The sequence below is a fragment of the Flavobacterium aestivum genome (genome assembly GCF_026870175.2).
GTDB classification, from domain to species: domain Bacteria; phylum Bacteroidota; class Bacteroidia; order Flavobacteriales; family Flavobacteriaceae; genus Flavobacterium; species Flavobacterium aestivum.
In genome coordinates, this window is sequence record NZ_CP113977.2 from 3178184 (window position 1) to 3193867 (window position 15684).

A 15684-nucleotide genomic window follows, 5' to 3' on the forward strand; every position below is an offset into this window, starting at 1 on the left:
CTTTAAAAGAAAAGACTTAAGTTTGTAGGATAAGTTAATGAAAGATTTATAAATGGGCAGTGCTTTAATCACATCTAATTTTAATCATTTATTAATTTAAATATCAGCTAAATAAAAAAAGACTTGCTAATTCCTCCTAAGTTTAGCAACCAATATTTATATATGAATCAGATAAAAACTGTAATTATAGAAGACGAACCTGCCATAAGAAAAGAACTAGAATGGTTTGTTTCACAAGAAGAATGCTTAAAACTAGAAGCCACAGCGGCTTCAGTAGCAGAGTCATTACAAATCATAAAAAGCATAAAGCCTGATTTAGTATTGATGGATATTCAGTTGGCTGACGGTACTGCTTTCGATATATTGAATCAATTAGAAGATCCCACTTTTCATATCATTTTTATCACTGCCTATAATCATTTTGCCATAAAAGCCATTAAGTACGGAGCATTAGATTATCTCCTTAAACCAATAGACAACGAAGAATTCTCAATTGCTATTCAAAAAATCAGAAAAGTAAAACGTGTTGATTATTTAAATCAGATTAACGTCTTAAAAGAGCATAGTTCCGTAAAATCTATCGAAATGAGTTCCAGCATTTGCATCACATCACTAGATTGTCTACAGATGATACGGCTGAATGAAATCATATACCTTTCTGGAGAAGGTTCGTATACCCAAATTTACCTAGAAAACAATAAAATAGTAACCGCTTCTAAACCTTTAAAATATTACGAAGATCTCTTGCCAAGTGATTTTTTTATAAGAACGCACCAATCCTATATTGTGAACAAAAACTTTATTGACAAATATTTAAAGACCGGTATAATGGTCATGAAAAATCTTGCCGAAATTCCTGTTGCTACGCGTAGAAAAGAGTTTATTTTGGATCATTTAAACCCTTTGAGATAATGAATAGAATTGCATTTTTTTTATTGCTTTTGGTAATTTCTTGTCAGCAGAAACCCGAAAAAACAACAGTTACCTCAGAGGAATTATTAAAAAAACTAGAGTCTATCAATGATAGCCTGGACCAAAACCAACAGGTCGATAAATTAGCTTTCTGGACAAGTAAACTGAAACAAAAAGATTTCTCTAAAAGCAGTCCTAGTTTAGCTTTTATACATTACCAAATTGCAAAAAGTTCGGCAAAATCGAATATAGATAGTGCCAAAAATCACATCAATATTGCTTTAGATTTAATAGAAAGTCATAAAGAATTTAATGAGCTTAAGTTTACTATTTACAACGGTGCTGGTTTAATTGCAGAACTTGAAGGGAAGTCTTATCAGGCTGTATATTATTTTAATAAATCTGCTGCGATAATCATGAATGATGATTCGCTTGAGAGTAAACCGTTGGCCAAGGTAATCTGCTTGCTCAATGCAGCTCAGGACAATAATAAAATTAACCAGTATCCAAAGGCGATTCAGCAAAATCAACTCGCCTTAAAGATTCTGAAAAAGTTACCGATAGACCATTATAAATACCGTTTTCGCGCGTATTCGCAATTATTTACCTCTTGTGAGGAAAGCAAAGTTTGTCAGGCAGATTCTCTTCTTTTTTATCTAAAGGAATTAGAGCAAATTTCTCAGAAGACTAATGATTCCATACAAATTAGATTTACCAATGAGCATACGGCGCATTATTACTCATTAACCAATCAGTATGATGAGGCAATACGTTATTACAACTTGGTAAAACAATACGATACAGAAAGTTTATTGGCTGAGCCTGAAAGACCAACTACAATAAAAAATATCTACATCACTCTAGCAAATCTTATAGATTTGCAGGTTCATACCAAACAATTCTCAGAGGCTGAAGACTTAATCAAACAGTCTGATAAAATAGAAGATGAGTATTTAGACATACTATCGTTTTATGAAAAGTGTCTCAATAAGCGAGCCAAAATGCACTATTATTTTGCCACAGGAGATAATCTCAAAGCTCAAAAAGCAGCGGATGAACTATCAGATCTAAAAGATACTATTCTCAGAAATTCAGGTATTCAGGCCACAGAAGAGATGGCAACTATTTATCAATTGCAGGCAAAGGACCGTTCTATTTATGGGCTTAATAAAACCATAGATCATACTACACAACGTCTTGAGAACAATGAGTTTTTGTTGCTTATCGTTGGATTATTAGCATTACTTGCCATTTCCTGGGCTATGCTGCTTTATTTTTTCCAACGTCAGAAAAGACAGAAACAAGAAAAAGAGAAAGTTTTATTGCAGCAACAATTGCTGAGAACACAAATGGAACCTCATTTTATTTTTAATACTCTATCGGCATTACAAAGCTTTATCAGGTTTGATGAAAAAGAAAAATCAATAAAATATTTAAGTCAGTTCAGCAAATTGCTTCGAAGCAGCTTAGAGTTAAGCCGAAAAAACTATGTTCCGCTAGACCAAGAGCTTGAAGCCATAGAAAATTATCTGAGCTTGCAACAAATGCGCTTTGAATATTCATTTGATTACGAAATAATATCACCAGATATAGATACTTCGGCATTATTAATTCCTCCTATGCTGATTCAGCCTTTTGTTGAAAATGCAATTATTCACGGCATTGGTAATCATTCTGATAAAGGATTAATTACGGTAGAAATTCATTTGCTGAAAAGTCAATTGTGGGTCAAAATCACAGACAACGGAAAAGGGTATAACGTTGCATCAAACACAAAAGCTAACCATCAGTCATTATCGGGGACTATAGCCAAAGAACGCTTGGAAATATTGGCAAAAGAACACACGATAAAGACCAATATAGAAATTTCTTCTAATAGCCGAGGAACTTTAGTTTTGCTTACTCTTCCTATAAAGAATAAGAGATAGTAATACGCATTTATAAAGAATCTTTGCGAATATCGAATCATATCAAGCGAATTTATACTTACATAAATTCGCATTGTCTTTTTTCTAAAATTTGTATTCAAATTGGTTAAATTTTCAGACAAAGTATAGTGAATAAAAGCTTCATTATTAGCAAATCGCAACTTAGGTTGAATAATTTAAGAACAATACCTATGATAAAAAAAAGACTAAACACCCTATTATTGATTTTGACAATATCGCTAAGTTCATTTGCTCAGAATTTGCAACCTTATCTTGGGTGCTATCGTGTTTCAGGAGATGCTCGTTTGGTTTTAGCAGAAAATAATATTTTCTATATAGTTGCTTATGCGACTTTTTTCCAAGGCAATTGGCATATAGAGAACGATAAGCTTATATTGAATCCTCATAATCCTGAGCATTTTTTTGAATTATATGGGAGATATAACCCTAATATTAAAGGAGGCTATAAAATAAAATTTGATGGTTTTTCGGAAGAGGAAACTTTTATAGGAAAAGATAATTCTGATGCAATGCAACGGGTTTTCAACAAGAATCCAAATTGCTTTGAAAGTGCCTACCTTCAGCATTTTAATAAGGAAAGCGATGTCATTTCTTTTGTAGATGTAGTTTCAGAGAATATCAGAGATTATGACCGGAGAAATACATATAGTTTTCCAATAAACAAATACAATGATTTTATTGCGGTTTATAATGACCCGAGACACTATAATTATGAAATGATTTATCCTTTTCCCAAAACTGAAAAAGGAATAATAGTTGAAGACTTAGAGCAGTTTGGAAAAATGAAAATGACTGACAAACTAAGAAAAGAAATGGATGAAATTATAAAAATGGGCGAAAAGATGAAACCAAAAGACACCCTTTATTTTAATCCCGCTTACCGTCTTTTTGACGAGCCATCAATGAATATTTCACGCGATTACTCGTTTGACCGATCAAAAAACGCTTATGTCTCAAAGCACAACTACGAAAAGGATGAAGAACTACATCCCGAAAAAAAGCAGGATGCTTATCATAGCAAAGGAATTTTATACCAATATGATAAAATTCCTCCAACTAAAATCGAGATTAAACCATTCAAAATAATCGAGAAAAGTATTTTCACTGCTAATTGTGCTGGTGATGAATAAACGAACGATTATAAATTTAAAAATGGAAAGGTTGAAAAAAAGCAATATTTTAAAAATTAAAAGGAATTTAATCTGCATTCTATCCTGCATGCTATTGCTGTCAGCATGTTCTAAAAAACTAATTACCAATAGCACAGAGCCTGATGCTGAACTTTATGAGATTGATAATAAAGAAGAGGTAAGCCTAGTTTTCTTCAGTTTTGGAGAGACTAATGAATCCGAAAAGCATTTAGCCATATATAAGCGATTTGCTGAGGCTTTTGAATCAATAGAAGAGGTGCATGTACTTCGTGTTAATGATAGTTATGTCTTTGAATTTAAGAATTATGGTTATTACTATTTTAACAACAATGGTACTAAACTCAAATCTGGGATGATATTATCTAATGGTGTTGATGAACCAATTATAGAAACCAATCCGGATAATTATATTAAAGCATATGAATCTTATTTCAAGGTTCCTTTTCATGATAAAATTGAGTGTGTTAAAACGCGAGAAGAAGAGATTGCAAAACGTCAGAAAGAATCACGACAAAAACTAGAGGAAAAATTTAAAATCAATGAGAATTATGCAACTCGTTTCATAAAAAACTCGAACATTTTAATTTTTCCTAAAGCCTCATCCAATTTAAGTTGTCTTAGTGGAAAAGTAATTACTAAAACTTTTAACGATAGTACCAAAACTACAAAGTGTATTATGCGATCAGAAACTTTGTATGACAAAAACGGATTAGAAAAACAATACACGACTTTTATAAATGACGCACTACAATCCGAATTTATGTATTATCGAAATCCGTACAATTTAATTGACAGCACCGTGCAAAGAGATGCAAAAGGAGTGAAGTCTAAATATGTCTATAAGTACGGAAAAAACCAATGTACCATCATTAATGTGGATGGAAAAAATGCAATGATTTCTAAAGTATATCATTTAAATAACAAATTTCAGTGCATAAAGGAAGAAACATTTAACGGGAGCGGAGATTTGGTAAGAACCACTTTTTCTAAATACGATGAATGGGGACGTGTTATTGAAGAGTCCGATGATACTCAAAAACTTCAGTACGAATATAAAAATCAACAGGAAGATTTTTATTCTAATTTGAAGAATTACGACCTAAAAGACAACGTGTTACTTTCTGAAAATATAAGATATGAAGAAGGAAATAAGAGCATTTTTATATTAAAAAATAAAGATAAGATCTTATTTAAATCTATCGCATTAATTAATTCTAATAAGTGTACTAAGATGATATACAATTATGATGCAGATAATAAATTAACTACAGTATATGAGTATTTCTATGAGAATTAATTTTTAGCAATCTGAACAATCATCAGGAACAATGAAGCTTACTATTTATCAAATTCAATTATAACTAACACCAATTATGAGGTTTATATTTTTTATGTTTCTTACCCTTACATCATTAGCAAGTACAGGACAAGAAAAAATTCAAAAAGAAATCAATTATATCCGCAGTTTTCGTAAAGAAACCGGTAGAATTGTTGTGGAGTTGGGCCTTAATTCCAAACTATGTTTTATACAGGCAAAAAATAATCCTAATTATGCTAAATACAGCATATTACTGCAACCCTATTCTAAAAAAGAAAATTTATACGAGATAGGAATCGAAGAGCATACGGGTAATATAAAATCACTCAGGGTTTTGACTAAAACTGAAGCTGTGCAATACGAAAATATTAAACCTCATTATGATATTGCAGTTGCAGCTGCTTCGGCAAGCCAAGAACCTGAAATTTTATATGATACTGCGCTTGAACTTTATAATAAAGAGCAATACGATGATGCACTTTTGACAGTCAATAAGTCTATAGTAATGAATACTCAAAATCCTGAATATCATCAATTAAAAGCGCTTTGTTTGGCTCATTTAAAACAATACAAAGAATCTACGGATGAAATAAAGTATGCACTTGAAATGGATCGAGCTAATCCTGAATTCTATGAGATGATGGCCAATAATTATTATTTTTTGAACGATAATGAAAATGCGATAAAGAACTACGAAAAGGCAATTCAATATGACAGGGACATCATCGTTAGAATTTACCATAATTATATAAGATGCCTAATTGAAGTCCCTAATCCGCAAAAAGCTATAGAAATTTACAAACTCTATCATTATCGCTTAGGTAGCCCAGATGGCTATGGAGATGATTTTGGTGATTTTGCTAATGACTTAGTTTTCTATGCAGGTCAGGCATATCAGCAAATAGAAGATTGGAAAACTGCTCTTGAAATTTATGACAGGCTAATTGTTAAGTCCCCTGATGTTTATGGATATCGTGCACAAAGAGGAAGACTTTATCAGCAAAAAGGAGAATTTTCAGCAGCTATCAAAGACTATGAAGTAGCACTAAAACTAGATCCAAACGAGAGCATTTTATTAACAAATCTGGCACTAATTTATCAGCAACTTCATGATTATAAAAAGGCAGAAGCTGCTTATAATGAATATCTAAGTAAAAATACTGGTGATAGTATGCAAATGAGTAACTACGGATATCTTTTGCTGGATGAAGAGCTTTACAAAGAGGCACAGGCCAAATTTGAAGCGTCTTTCAAGATCGATGACAAGAATATAGATACTCACATCGGACGAATACTCACAGCTCATCTGCTTGGAGAAAACAAAAAAAAGAAACGGTTCATAGAAGATGCAAAATCACAGTTTCCTGAAATTGTGATTAACGCAGAAACCTTGAACACACTAATAAAAACGGGTAACTATTACTATTCTGATAAAATTATAATCATTTGGAAAGATGCAATTAATTAAGATTTCAATATATTTATTTGCACTTGTGGCTTTCTCTAATACCTGTTTTGCGGGAGAATTTTCAGCTTGGGAGGATGCTACTCCTTATGGAAACAAACTCTACCATGACGGTGGAATCGGCAGAATCGTAGAGCTTACTATAGATGATTCAAGTGTTTGGTTTAATGAGTTTTATTTCTACAAAGGTCATACAATTGCAAAAGGAAAGGAGATATTCTATATTATTAATGAAAAAACAAATAAGATAGAAGAGTTTCATAACGAGCAGGCTTTCAAAAAGGCACTGACAGAAAAAAAGCTAAACCCGATTTTCATAACCAGATGGTATGATGATGACTATGGAATAGATAAATTTTGGGTTCCAATCTCAATGATATTGTTGCCTTTTCCTTTCATAATGCCCATTATTTGGTTGATCTGTTTAATTAGTTTATTCACAGAATTAAATAAAATGCTTTTGCTCAGGAAAATAATAGTCTGGGGATATCCAATAATTGCTCTCTTAGTGCTGATTATTTATAATCTACCACAAAGTTTTTAATATCTCAAAGTTTTTAATACAGTAATGCCATTTAAATATTTAATTATTAACTGTTAATTGCTAAAAAAATCTGACCAACTATGAAATCACAGCCAATACCGCTTAAAGAGAAAATTTTCATATTCTTACTAATGTTTGTAAGTTCTTGCGAAATAATGTATTGCATAGCAAGTCAATATCTGTATGGCAAATCCAATACCACCTTGCTAATAATTATGATTTGCTTTCTGGCTGTATCTATAGCTTCCTTTCAGAGAAAAAAAATTATTGACAAACTACAGAAATAATAACGAGGCATTATGAAATCAAAATATCTCATTTTTGTTTTGCTACTGATTGTATCATGCAAAGAATCGAAAAAAGCTGAAACTTCATTAGTTCAGCAAAATAAGAGGCCTAATACTAAGGAAAATGTAAGCATTAATAAAGAAGAAAAACTTAAAAGTGATAGCAAAATTGTAGAGATTGGCTATCAGGAAAAATTAGACGGTCTGCCACACTTTGAACTGGATAGCATTGATGAAGCAGAATATGACAGAATCCCTTTGAGTAATAGTTTCAAAAAAAATAAAATTGAGAGCAACAAAGACTTTTTTTACATACAGGGAGCAAAACAAAAATATGAATTCAAAAAATATCGAGACTACAAAGGAGATGAAGGCTGGAGCGGTTTTCAATATTTTGGACACTGTGCAAGTCTAAATCTCGTTGCTATACAAGAACTTTCCACGGCAGATCATTTGGGTTTTTCAGAAATGAAATTACTGGATGCATCAAACGATTTTCAATATAAAATCATTTCCTTGGGAGATTCCAGTGTTTCAGTTCCTGAGCTGTCACCAGATGGCAAATACATAGTTTACTTTCAAAATCCAGAATACGAATCAGGAGACCTCTCAATTGTAATTCTAGAAGTAAGCGATAAAATTGATCCAACTAAATTTTTAACAGAATATAAAAGCTGCTTTTCAAAAAAAGGAGATTCTATTGAGGAAATAAAATGGAAAAGCAATAATGTGTTTTATATAAAAGCTTTCAAATCAGTCGGCTTTGACCAGAATGGAAAAGAGTTAAGAGATTATTTTTATTACAAAGCCGAAATTTAAGAAATAACCTCTATGAGAAAAACTATTATCATGCTTGCTATACTAATCATTTTTGTGCTGCTGTGTATCGACAAATGTAGTTTGACAAACCTTAGCACTGCTGATATTTTCAGACCAAAAGAGTATCAAAATTTCAAAGGTCTACAAGATACCGTACAATCTGATAATTATGAAATTGTATCTGCAAATGGTGGTTTTCCTATACTGTATGACAGTATACAAAATGAGTTTTATTTAGCAAATAATAAAGGGTTAACTAAGATAGATGCTAAGGGAAATATTATGATTTCGGCAGATTTGTCAAAAGAAAAATATACATCAGTTTTTGACTTCGCAAACTTTGCACCCTATGTATTTGCAGAAAATGGAGTATATGATTTTTCGGGTAACGAATTAAAGTATTTTACTTTCTCTAAAACGCTCAATGGCAAAAACGAAATGAGTAATGCCGATTTTAAAACAATATTCGAAAAACTCTATGGGGATGCACAACTAGTGATTTATGAGACAGGCCGTAATATTGATTCCGAAAGAAATTGCTTTCCTATGTATTTCAAAGTAAATAATGAATGGATTTTATTGTTTTCTCAAAAAGACGAGCATCGATTTACACATCAATTATCATTGGAGCAGAATGATATTATTGGTCAGATAGACTTTGAAAATTTTCCGGCTAAATTTTCAGATAAAAGATTAATGGTACTAAAAGATAACAAAAACGGTATTTATTCAACCAAACAGGATGGCCAAATAATTAATGATGAATATTTAAAAACCTATTATACTCAAATATTAAAGGAGCAAAAATTAGATTATCAAACAACAAACGAGGTCAAAATCGTTTCTCATAAAAAAGAGTCCTATCATTATACAGGCGATTATTGGGATTTACCAGACTGGATAAATCCCACATTTCTAAATACAGCTTATTATCAATTAGCATATAATACTGACAAACTGTATTTTAAGGAAAAAGCGATAAAATATTATTTAAATGCAAAATGTAGAAATGATTTGTATTTATATGAATTGCCAATAAATCTCAGAAAAAATACCAAAGTAGTATTTATAAATTACGGTCTGGATTTAGGCAGTAAGATGGATTGCAACACAGGAACTATAGAACCTATAATTAAAAACACAGGTATATATATGATCAGACCCAAAAAGAACTGACGATTATACACTTGAATAAAAGCACTCATGAAAAACATTTTAATTTTTGCACTACTATTATCATCTATAATCAAATGTAGCGCCCAGGAAAGCCCTAAAATGGATGTTGAATTTTATTCTCCTTCAAAAAATGAAAAACTTTCAACAGAAGCTTATGAAGTTTTCAGAACCAATAAATTTTTGAATTTTAAGGATAAGGATACCTTTGTTGAGAAGATTAATGGTACTATTTACAAAAAAACTGATTTAAATAACTTTTTTTCATATAAAAAAGATTGGGAGAAGATTCAAAAGGAAGATACTGCCTCATACCCAAAAAAGGAACGTGCAAAATATTTGTATACAAACAATACAATGATTGAAGCGGTAACAGAATTCGGAAACTATAATGTACACAAAGAAATAAAAACAGTTTACAACCCCAAATGCTTTGTGTTACAGTATGAGAAGAAATATTTTGTTGGTGATGACTACAACCGTACAGAAAGCATCTTTAATGAATATGATAATCAAAATAGAGTTGTCAAAATCATTAAACGTACAGAACAGGGCAAAAAAGAGAACAATGAGGAATCAATAATTACTGTAAAATACGAAGACGAGATTGTAACCATTACGAGTAAAAACGGAACTATTGCTTGCGAATTAATTAGCAATGGAAACTCTGTTGGCTGGGTTTCAACACTAAGTCCAAATGAAACTGCAGATTATTTTCGTTATGCAATTGGACAGCAAAAAATAGAAACCGCAAAAGAATATTGCACCGAAAAGATGATAAAGAAGATTGACAGTAATCTGTCTTTATATCAAAGTATTATAGATATAAAGTCCTTAGGTGGTACAGGAAGATTTGGAGAACAGGTAACTATTAATGAAGATTGGAAAATCACATTCAAAGACAAGAAAACTGAAAAATACAATGCTGTTTTTACATTGGTAAAACAAAAAAACGGTTGGAAAATAGATGATTTTGAAATTCGTAAATAGTAACTTTTAGCAACATGAGTTTTACAATATATTCTCAAAAAAACAGAAAATGATCAAAAGAATAATTGCATCCGTTTTTTTAATACTAACACTGTTGAGTTGTAAAAACAACAATGAAAACAACCCTAAAGAAGTAAGTGATAATCAAAACAACGAATCCTTTACAGTAGATTGTGGCTCAGGCTGTGCCATGACTTATAATGAAGTATCCCGAAAAAGCAATAAAAGTTTAGTCGAAATAAAATATAAAGTAACACAGTACATTAACGAGAAAATCGAAGATGAATATTTTGAAACCTACATTTTTGAAGGAGATGAAAATGGAAATTTGAGCAGTATACATCTAAAAAACAACAAGGAAAACATCCTAAATGATAAAAGTTCCCTAATAAGAGATAAAATATTAGAAATAGGCAACAAACTATATCATAAAAGAGTATCCAATCAGCCAAAACCTAAAGAAACCGTACTCGTATCTGGCAAAAAACCATATAAAACAATGGCAGTACCTTTTGACTTAAAAAATTATACGGACAACTTACCAAACGAAATAGGAAACAGTTATAGTCCAACAGATAAGACTAAAAAATATTTGACTTCAATAGGCTATGAAGGTGAGAGTTATAAATGCTTTTTTATCAAAATAGATAATAGCTCAACAGAAATAATTGTTTCCGTTACAAGAGGTGAATCAGAATACTTTCTGTTACTTAAAGCTAATAAAGATGCGTTTTTATCGTACAAAGAAATTGGCAGCCTAGGGGGTGAAGAAACAAGATATTTTAAGATAGATGAAAACTACAATGTTGTTACCTATTGATGTAAAGAAAGCTCAAACTGATTCTTGGAAATTAAAAAATAGCAAATGAAAAAAGTAAGCAAAAAATTAGCATTCAGTACAATAATAATGGTTGTGGTATTATCATTGACCAGCTTTAAAAGCATAAAACTGACTGAAAACAAACCTACAGCAGCTATGCATTATATTACAGATCAGGAAATTACAGGAGTCTATGTACTGGAATCTTGTGAAAATTCAAGATTTAAGATCAAAATAGAAAAGAAAGCAGGAATCTATTCATTTTTAATCTATGATAAAAGCAAAATAATTTCAAAAGGCACGGTTAAAAAACAAAAAACAGATGATGTTGTCTATCTGGCTTTTGGAAAAATGGAGGGAATATACAATGAAAATAAAATCCAAATTCAGAATTATGGAAATTCAATGAATAGATATGCCCATTTTACACAATGTGACGAAAAGTACTTGTCATTTATAAAATCAGAATAATGAAATAAGATTCAACTGAAAACCATTTACTAAAATGAAGAAAAACATCATAATCTACAGCCTTATTTTATTCTTTTTCAGTACAACAATTTACTGTAAAGTAAAGAGTTCAAACAGCGATAGAAAGGAAACACATCAAGAGGCAATAACCCCAGTAGAAGAAAAAATTAAAGGATATTTTAATAATGATGATCTTGAGGATTATATCATAAGAGATAATACACAGCAGGAAAAAAACGTCCTTACAATTTTTCTAAATGACGGGAAGAGTTATGTAAAAAAAGGAATGCTTGAAGTAGTTACTGATGATTTCGAAACGATAGAAAATCCGCTTCAGAATTTATTTATCTCAAATCCTAGAAGAGGGGAGATACTGGTAGGAGCATCTTGTTGCGGGTCATTTAAAACAACAGAATCAAACTACTACAAATTTTATGATGAAATAGACAGCTGGATTCTATATAAAAAAACAAGCGCAACAATCGATTCAGATTTCCTGCCGGTTATAGATGTTGCCTATCAGGATTTCTCGTATTCAATAGATGGGAAAAATAGAAAAAATGATGAATTAAGAGCAAGACAGCTTAAATTATTCAAAGAGTATAATGAAGAAAAATTTAATATCTTGTATAGAGAATATAAAAAGGCAGCTGAAACAAAAACGGTAACCAAAGAAAGTGGCAATCTAAACTTTGACAAACTGGCCGAAATGGTTTATAACATTCCTGTAAATGAATCAAATATAAAACAATACAATGACCTCGCTTATTATATAGGCTTTACAGAACATGATAAAGCAGCATCCGTTTTTTTATTAAAGATTATCATAAAAAAAGAGCCTACCAGAGTAGTGGCCTATTTAAACTTAGCCGATGCGCAATGGGGTATGAAGCAATTTGAAAATGCCAGGGAATCCTATAAAAAATACGAATCATTAATGCGGGAAAGTGGCAAAGACACAAAAAGGATTCCATCAAGAGTAAAAGAAAGAATAAAATAAACAATTTAAAAAAGATGAAAAAACAGGTTTTTCCAACCGTTGTTTTATTGGTCATTATACTGTTTAGCTGTAAAGACAAAACAAACGATTTAAGTCAGAATAAGTTCCAAGATGATTCTTTTGTCATCCTTAATAATAGAAAAACAGATTCGGATATTGCCAGTACAGCAACAAAGACGCCTATAGAACAAAACCACATGGTTGATCTGCCTTTTGATTTTGAGCAAAAAAACAAACTGGCCAATACAGATGAAGCAAAGTTCGCACAGCGATATCCAACAGTAAAAGGGGAGAAGCTGGAAACAATCAAAAAGTATATTTACTCAAACAATGAGGACAATCCCGACGAGGTATTTCAGATTAATAATGGAGGAAAAGATTTCGACACCTATGTATATTGCACCTACGGAGATTCTGATTCACAGACATTAATAAATGTAAAAAACGAAAAAATAATTTCATGGGAATCAATTGGTTACGCAACGCCAGAGGATGAAACCTATCAGTCATTTATAATCAATAAGGATTTACACATAATCATTTATAATATTACCTATACTACCAAATCTAAAAGAGTACTCGAAAAATACTTAATCAATCTGGATGGATCAATTTCTAAAATGAAATAGAAAACCAGATAAATAGTTCGAGAAAAGTTTCAAATTTATAAAAGCAAAATTATCTTTATATACTTGAAAACAAGCGGTATTGGTCTTGATCAAAACTTGCAGTTTTGCATTAAAATCAAAATACTAGGCGTGCATAGTATATTTTATTACATTTGCCTTAATAAAAAACATTTAAGCAATGACAAAGCCAACACTAACGACACTTTTAGATATTAAGCACCCATTGATAATGGCGCCAATGTTTCTGGTTTCCAATACAAAAATGGTAATAGAAGGAATGAAATCAGGCGTTGCGGGTTGCATCCCTGCATTAAATTACCGCACACTAGATGAATTGAGAGCTTCTATCAAAGAACTAAAAGCAGCCAAAGTAGAAGGCGGAAGTTTTGGTTATAACTTAATTGTAAATAAATCGAATATAAAATACAAAGATCAACTGGCAGTACTGTGCGAGGAAAAAGTTGATTTTATAATCACATCATTAGGATCACCAGAGGAAACCATAAAAGAGGCTCATAAGGTTGGCATTAAAGTTTTTTGTGATGTAACAGACTTGGCTTTTGCCAAAAAAGTAGAAAGTTTAGGCGCTGACGCCTTAATTGCAGTTAACAATCAAGCGGGAGGACATAGGGGATCTCTTCCTGCCAATGAATTGATTAAAGAATTAAATTTAAACACCTCATTACCTGTTATATCTGCGGGAGGTGTTGGCACTAAACATGAACTTGAAACAATGCTATCCTATGGTGCAGTAGGCGTTTCAGTTGGGAGTCCTTTTATAGCCTCGATAGAGTCTGGAGTTTCACAAGAATACAAGCAAGCTTGTGTAGATTATGGTGCCAAAGACATTGTCCTGACCGAAAAAATATCCGGAACACCATGTACCGTTATAAATACACCCTATGTAAAGAAAGTGGGAACCCAACAAAGTTGGTTGGAGAAGACTTTAAATAAAAATAAGTCTTTAAAAAAATGGGTAAAAATGGTTCGATATATCATGGGATCAAATGCGGTTACTAAAGCTGCAACACAAGTTACTTATAAAACCGTTTGGGTTGCAGGACCAACCATTGAAAACACAACCGAAATAAACCCTATCTCAAAAATAGTTAATCATTTGTGCGTGTAATTTTTAGCAATCTCATTTAAGACCCTATTTCTTTATAAATGGTTTAATTGAATTTGTAATTTTTTTCATTAAGTATTTTATTATTATATTTGGGCTTTGTAAACTAGTCCTGATAGGAGTAAATATGCATTACTTTTTGCTTTGAAAAAGTAAAAAGTACTTCGCCAATTTAATAACTATTTTGGTGTTCAGTGAATTGCATATGAAGCGAATAGCAGGAATAGCTCCTAATAAAAAAATAAACTAATTTTAGAATATGAAATTACTAGAAGGAAAAGTTGCCATTATTACTGGCGCAAGTCGCGGAATTGGAAAAGGTATTGCAGAAATTTTTGCAAAAAATGGCGCGAATGTAGCCTTTACATACAGTTCATCTGTAGAATCAGCACAAGCTTTAGAAAACGAATTGAATGCTTTGGGAATAAAAGCAAAAGGTTACCAATCTAATGCAGCAGATTTTAACGAAGCACAAACTTTTGTAGATGCTGTTTTGGCAGATTTTGGTTCAGTAGATGTTTTGATAAATAATGCTGGAATCACTAAGGACAACTTAATGATGCGTATGTCAGAAGCTGATTTTGACCAAGTTATAGAAGTAAACTTGAAGTCAGTTTTCAACATGACCAAAGCGATTCAAAAAACATTCTTAAAACAACGTTCAGGTTCTATTATTAATATGAGTTCTGTAGTTGGAGTAAAAGGAAATGCAGGCCAAACTAACTATGCAGCTTCAAAAGCAGGAGTTATTGGTTTTTCAAAATCAGTGGCACTGGAATTAGGTTCTCGTAATATTCGTTGTAATGTAATTGCTCCAGGTTTTATTGAAACTGAAATGACTGCTAAATTAAGTGATGATGTAGTAAAAGGTTGGAGAGATGGAATTCCTTTGAAAAGAGGAGGATCTACAGAAGATGTAGCAAATGCTTGTTTGTTCTTCGCTTCAGACATGAGTGCTTATGTAACAGGTCAAGTATTAAATGTTTGCGGAGGAATGCTTACTTAATGATTTAATAATTGAATAATTAAA

General features: G+C 31.7%; 15 protein-coding genes. All 15 read left to right on the forward strand.

Translation table 11 applies throughout. From position 1 onward, the window contains the following. Positions 1–162: 162 nt before the first annotated feature. The 15 genes from OZP08_RS13575 (at position 163) to fabG (ending at position 15660) form a co-directional block, all read left to right on the forward strand. Positions 163–912 carry a LytR/AlgR family response regulator transcription factor gene (locus OZP08_RS13575; protein WP_281322093.1) on the forward strand — a complete coding sequence of 250 codons (750 nt, stop codon included), beginning with the start codon at positions 163–165 and terminating at the stop codon, positions 910–912. Beyond that, positions 912–2840, forward strand: coding sequence for a tetratricopeptide repeat-containing sensor histidine kinase (locus OZP08_RS13580; protein WP_281322094.1), 1929 nt, complete (start codon positions 912–914; stop codon positions 2838–2840). Before OZP08_RS13575 ends, OZP08_RS13580 begins: the two co-directional genes overlap by 1 nt. Positions 2841–3031: 191 nt before the next feature. After that, the gene (locus tag OZP08_RS13585; protein ID WP_281322095.1) at positions 3032–3991 is read left to right on the forward strand and encodes a hypothetical protein; all 960 of its coding nucleotides are present in this window, start codon (positions 3032–3034) and stop codon (positions 3989–3991) included. 88 nt (positions 3992–4079) lie between these two features. Further along, entirely contained in the window at positions 4080–5309 is a 1230-nt protein-coding gene (locus OZP08_RS13590) for a hypothetical protein (RefSeq protein ID WP_281322096.1), read from the forward strand. Positions 5310–5403: 94 nt separating this feature from the next. After that, a complete protein-coding gene (locus tag OZP08_RS13595) occupies positions 5404–6798 on the forward strand; it encodes a tetratricopeptide repeat protein (protein WP_281322097.1) in 1395 nt (464 codons plus the stop codon). Beyond that, positions 6785–7339, forward strand: coding sequence for a hypothetical protein (locus OZP08_RS13600; protein WP_268846636.1), 555 nt, complete (start codon positions 6785–6787; stop codon positions 7337–7339). The genes OZP08_RS13595 and OZP08_RS13600 overlap by 14 nt, the downstream gene beginning before the upstream one ends. Before the next feature lie 299 nt (positions 7340–7638). Then, complete coding sequence (locus OZP08_RS13605) at positions 7639–8445, forward strand: hypothetical protein (RefSeq protein WP_281322098.1); 807 nt, start codon at positions 7639–7641, stop codon at positions 8443–8445. A gap of 12 nt (positions 8446–8457) precedes the next feature. After that, positions 8458–9621: a hypothetical protein gene (locus OZP08_RS13610; protein ID WP_268846639.1), complete on the forward strand. Its 1164-nt coding sequence runs from the start codon at positions 8458–8460 to the stop codon at positions 9619–9621. Between the two features lie 27 nt (positions 9622–9648). Next, positions 9649–10608, forward strand: coding sequence for a hypothetical protein (locus tag OZP08_RS13615; RefSeq protein WP_268846640.1), 960 nt, complete (start codon positions 9649–9651; stop codon positions 10606–10608). A gap of 49 nt (positions 10609–10657) precedes the next feature. Beyond that, positions 10658–11428 carry a hypothetical protein gene (locus OZP08_RS13620; RefSeq protein WP_281322099.1) on the forward strand — a complete coding sequence of 257 codons (771 nt, stop codon included), beginning with the start codon at positions 10658–10660 and terminating at the stop codon, positions 11426–11428. Between the two features lie 45 nt (positions 11429–11473). After that, a complete protein-coding gene (locus tag OZP08_RS13625; protein ID WP_268846642.1) occupies positions 11474–11899 on the forward strand; it encodes a hypothetical protein in 426 nt (141 codons plus the stop codon). 34 nt (positions 11900–11933) lie between these two features. Beyond that, positions 11934–12899: a hypothetical protein gene (locus OZP08_RS13630; RefSeq protein WP_281322100.1), complete on the forward strand. Its 966-nt coding sequence runs from the start codon at positions 11934–11936 to the stop codon at positions 12897–12899. 14 nt (positions 12900–12913) lie between these two features. Then, positions 12914–13528, forward strand: a complete 615-nt coding sequence (locus OZP08_RS13635; RefSeq protein WP_268846647.1) for a hypothetical protein — start codon at positions 12914–12916, stop codon at positions 13526–13528. A gap of 178 nt (positions 13529–13706) precedes the next feature. Then, positions 13707–14657 carry an NAD(P)H-dependent flavin oxidoreductase gene (locus tag OZP08_RS13640; RefSeq protein ID WP_281322101.1) on the forward strand — a complete coding sequence of 317 codons (951 nt, stop codon included), beginning with the start codon at positions 13707–13709 and terminating at the stop codon, positions 14655–14657. 256 nt (positions 14658–14913) lie between these two features. Next, the gene (fabG, locus tag OZP08_RS13645; protein WP_268846648.1) at positions 14914–15660 is read left to right on the forward strand and encodes a 3-oxoacyl-[acyl-carrier-protein] reductase; all 747 of its coding nucleotides are present in this window, start codon (positions 14914–14916) and stop codon (positions 15658–15660) included. The last annotated feature ends 24 nt before the right edge of the window (positions 15661–15684 follow it).

What these genes read in the sequence shown, in the direction of transcription:
- OZP08_RS13575 (WP_281322093.1), top strand. Translation starts at nt 163, where the DNA reads ATGAATCAGATAAAAACTGTAATTATAGAAGACGAACCTGCCATAAGA.
- OZP08_RS13580 (WP_281322094.1), top strand. Translation starts at nt 912, where the DNA reads ATGAATAGAATTGCATTTTTTTTATTGCTTTTGGTAATTTCTTGTCAG.
- OZP08_RS13585 (WP_281322095.1), top strand. Translation starts at nt 3,032, where the DNA reads ATGATAAAAAAAAGACTAAACACCCTATTATTGATTTTGACAATATCG.
- OZP08_RS13590 (WP_281322096.1), top strand. Translation starts at nt 4,080, where the DNA reads ATGCTATTGCTGTCAGCATGTTCTAAAAAACTAATTACCAATAGCACA.
- OZP08_RS13595 (WP_281322097.1), top strand. Translation starts at nt 5,404, where the DNA reads ATGTTTCTTACCCTTACATCATTAGCAAGTACAGGACAAGAAAAAATT.
- OZP08_RS13600 (WP_268846636.1), top strand. Translation starts at nt 6,785, where the DNA reads ATGCAATTAATTAAGATTTCAATATATTTATTTGCACTTGTGGCTTTC.
- OZP08_RS13605 (WP_281322098.1), top strand. Translation starts at nt 7,639, where the DNA reads ATGAAATCAAAATATCTCATTTTTGTTTTGCTACTGATTGTATCATGC.
- OZP08_RS13610 (WP_268846639.1), top strand. Translation starts at nt 8,458, where the DNA reads ATGAGAAAAACTATTATCATGCTTGCTATACTAATCATTTTTGTGCTG.
- OZP08_RS13615 (WP_268846640.1), top strand. Translation starts at nt 9,649, where the DNA reads ATGAAAAACATTTTAATTTTTGCACTACTATTATCATCTATAATCAAA.
- OZP08_RS13620 (WP_281322099.1), top strand. Translation starts at nt 10,658, where the DNA reads ATGATCAAAAGAATAATTGCATCCGTTTTTTTAATACTAACACTGTTG.
- OZP08_RS13625 (WP_268846642.1), top strand. Translation starts at nt 11,474, where the DNA reads ATGAAAAAAGTAAGCAAAAAATTAGCATTCAGTACAATAATAATGGTT.
- OZP08_RS13630 (WP_281322100.1), top strand. Translation starts at nt 11,934, where the DNA reads ATGAAGAAAAACATCATAATCTACAGCCTTATTTTATTCTTTTTCAGT.
- OZP08_RS13635 (WP_268846647.1), top strand. Translation starts at nt 12,914, where the DNA reads ATGAAAAAACAGGTTTTTCCAACCGTTGTTTTATTGGTCATTATACTG.
- OZP08_RS13640 (WP_281322101.1), top strand. Translation starts at nt 13,707, where the DNA reads ATGACAAAGCCAACACTAACGACACTTTTAGATATTAAGCACCCATTG.
- fabG (WP_268846648.1), top strand. Translation starts at nt 14,914, where the DNA reads ATGAAATTACTAGAAGGAAAAGTTGCCATTATTACTGGCGCAAGTCGC.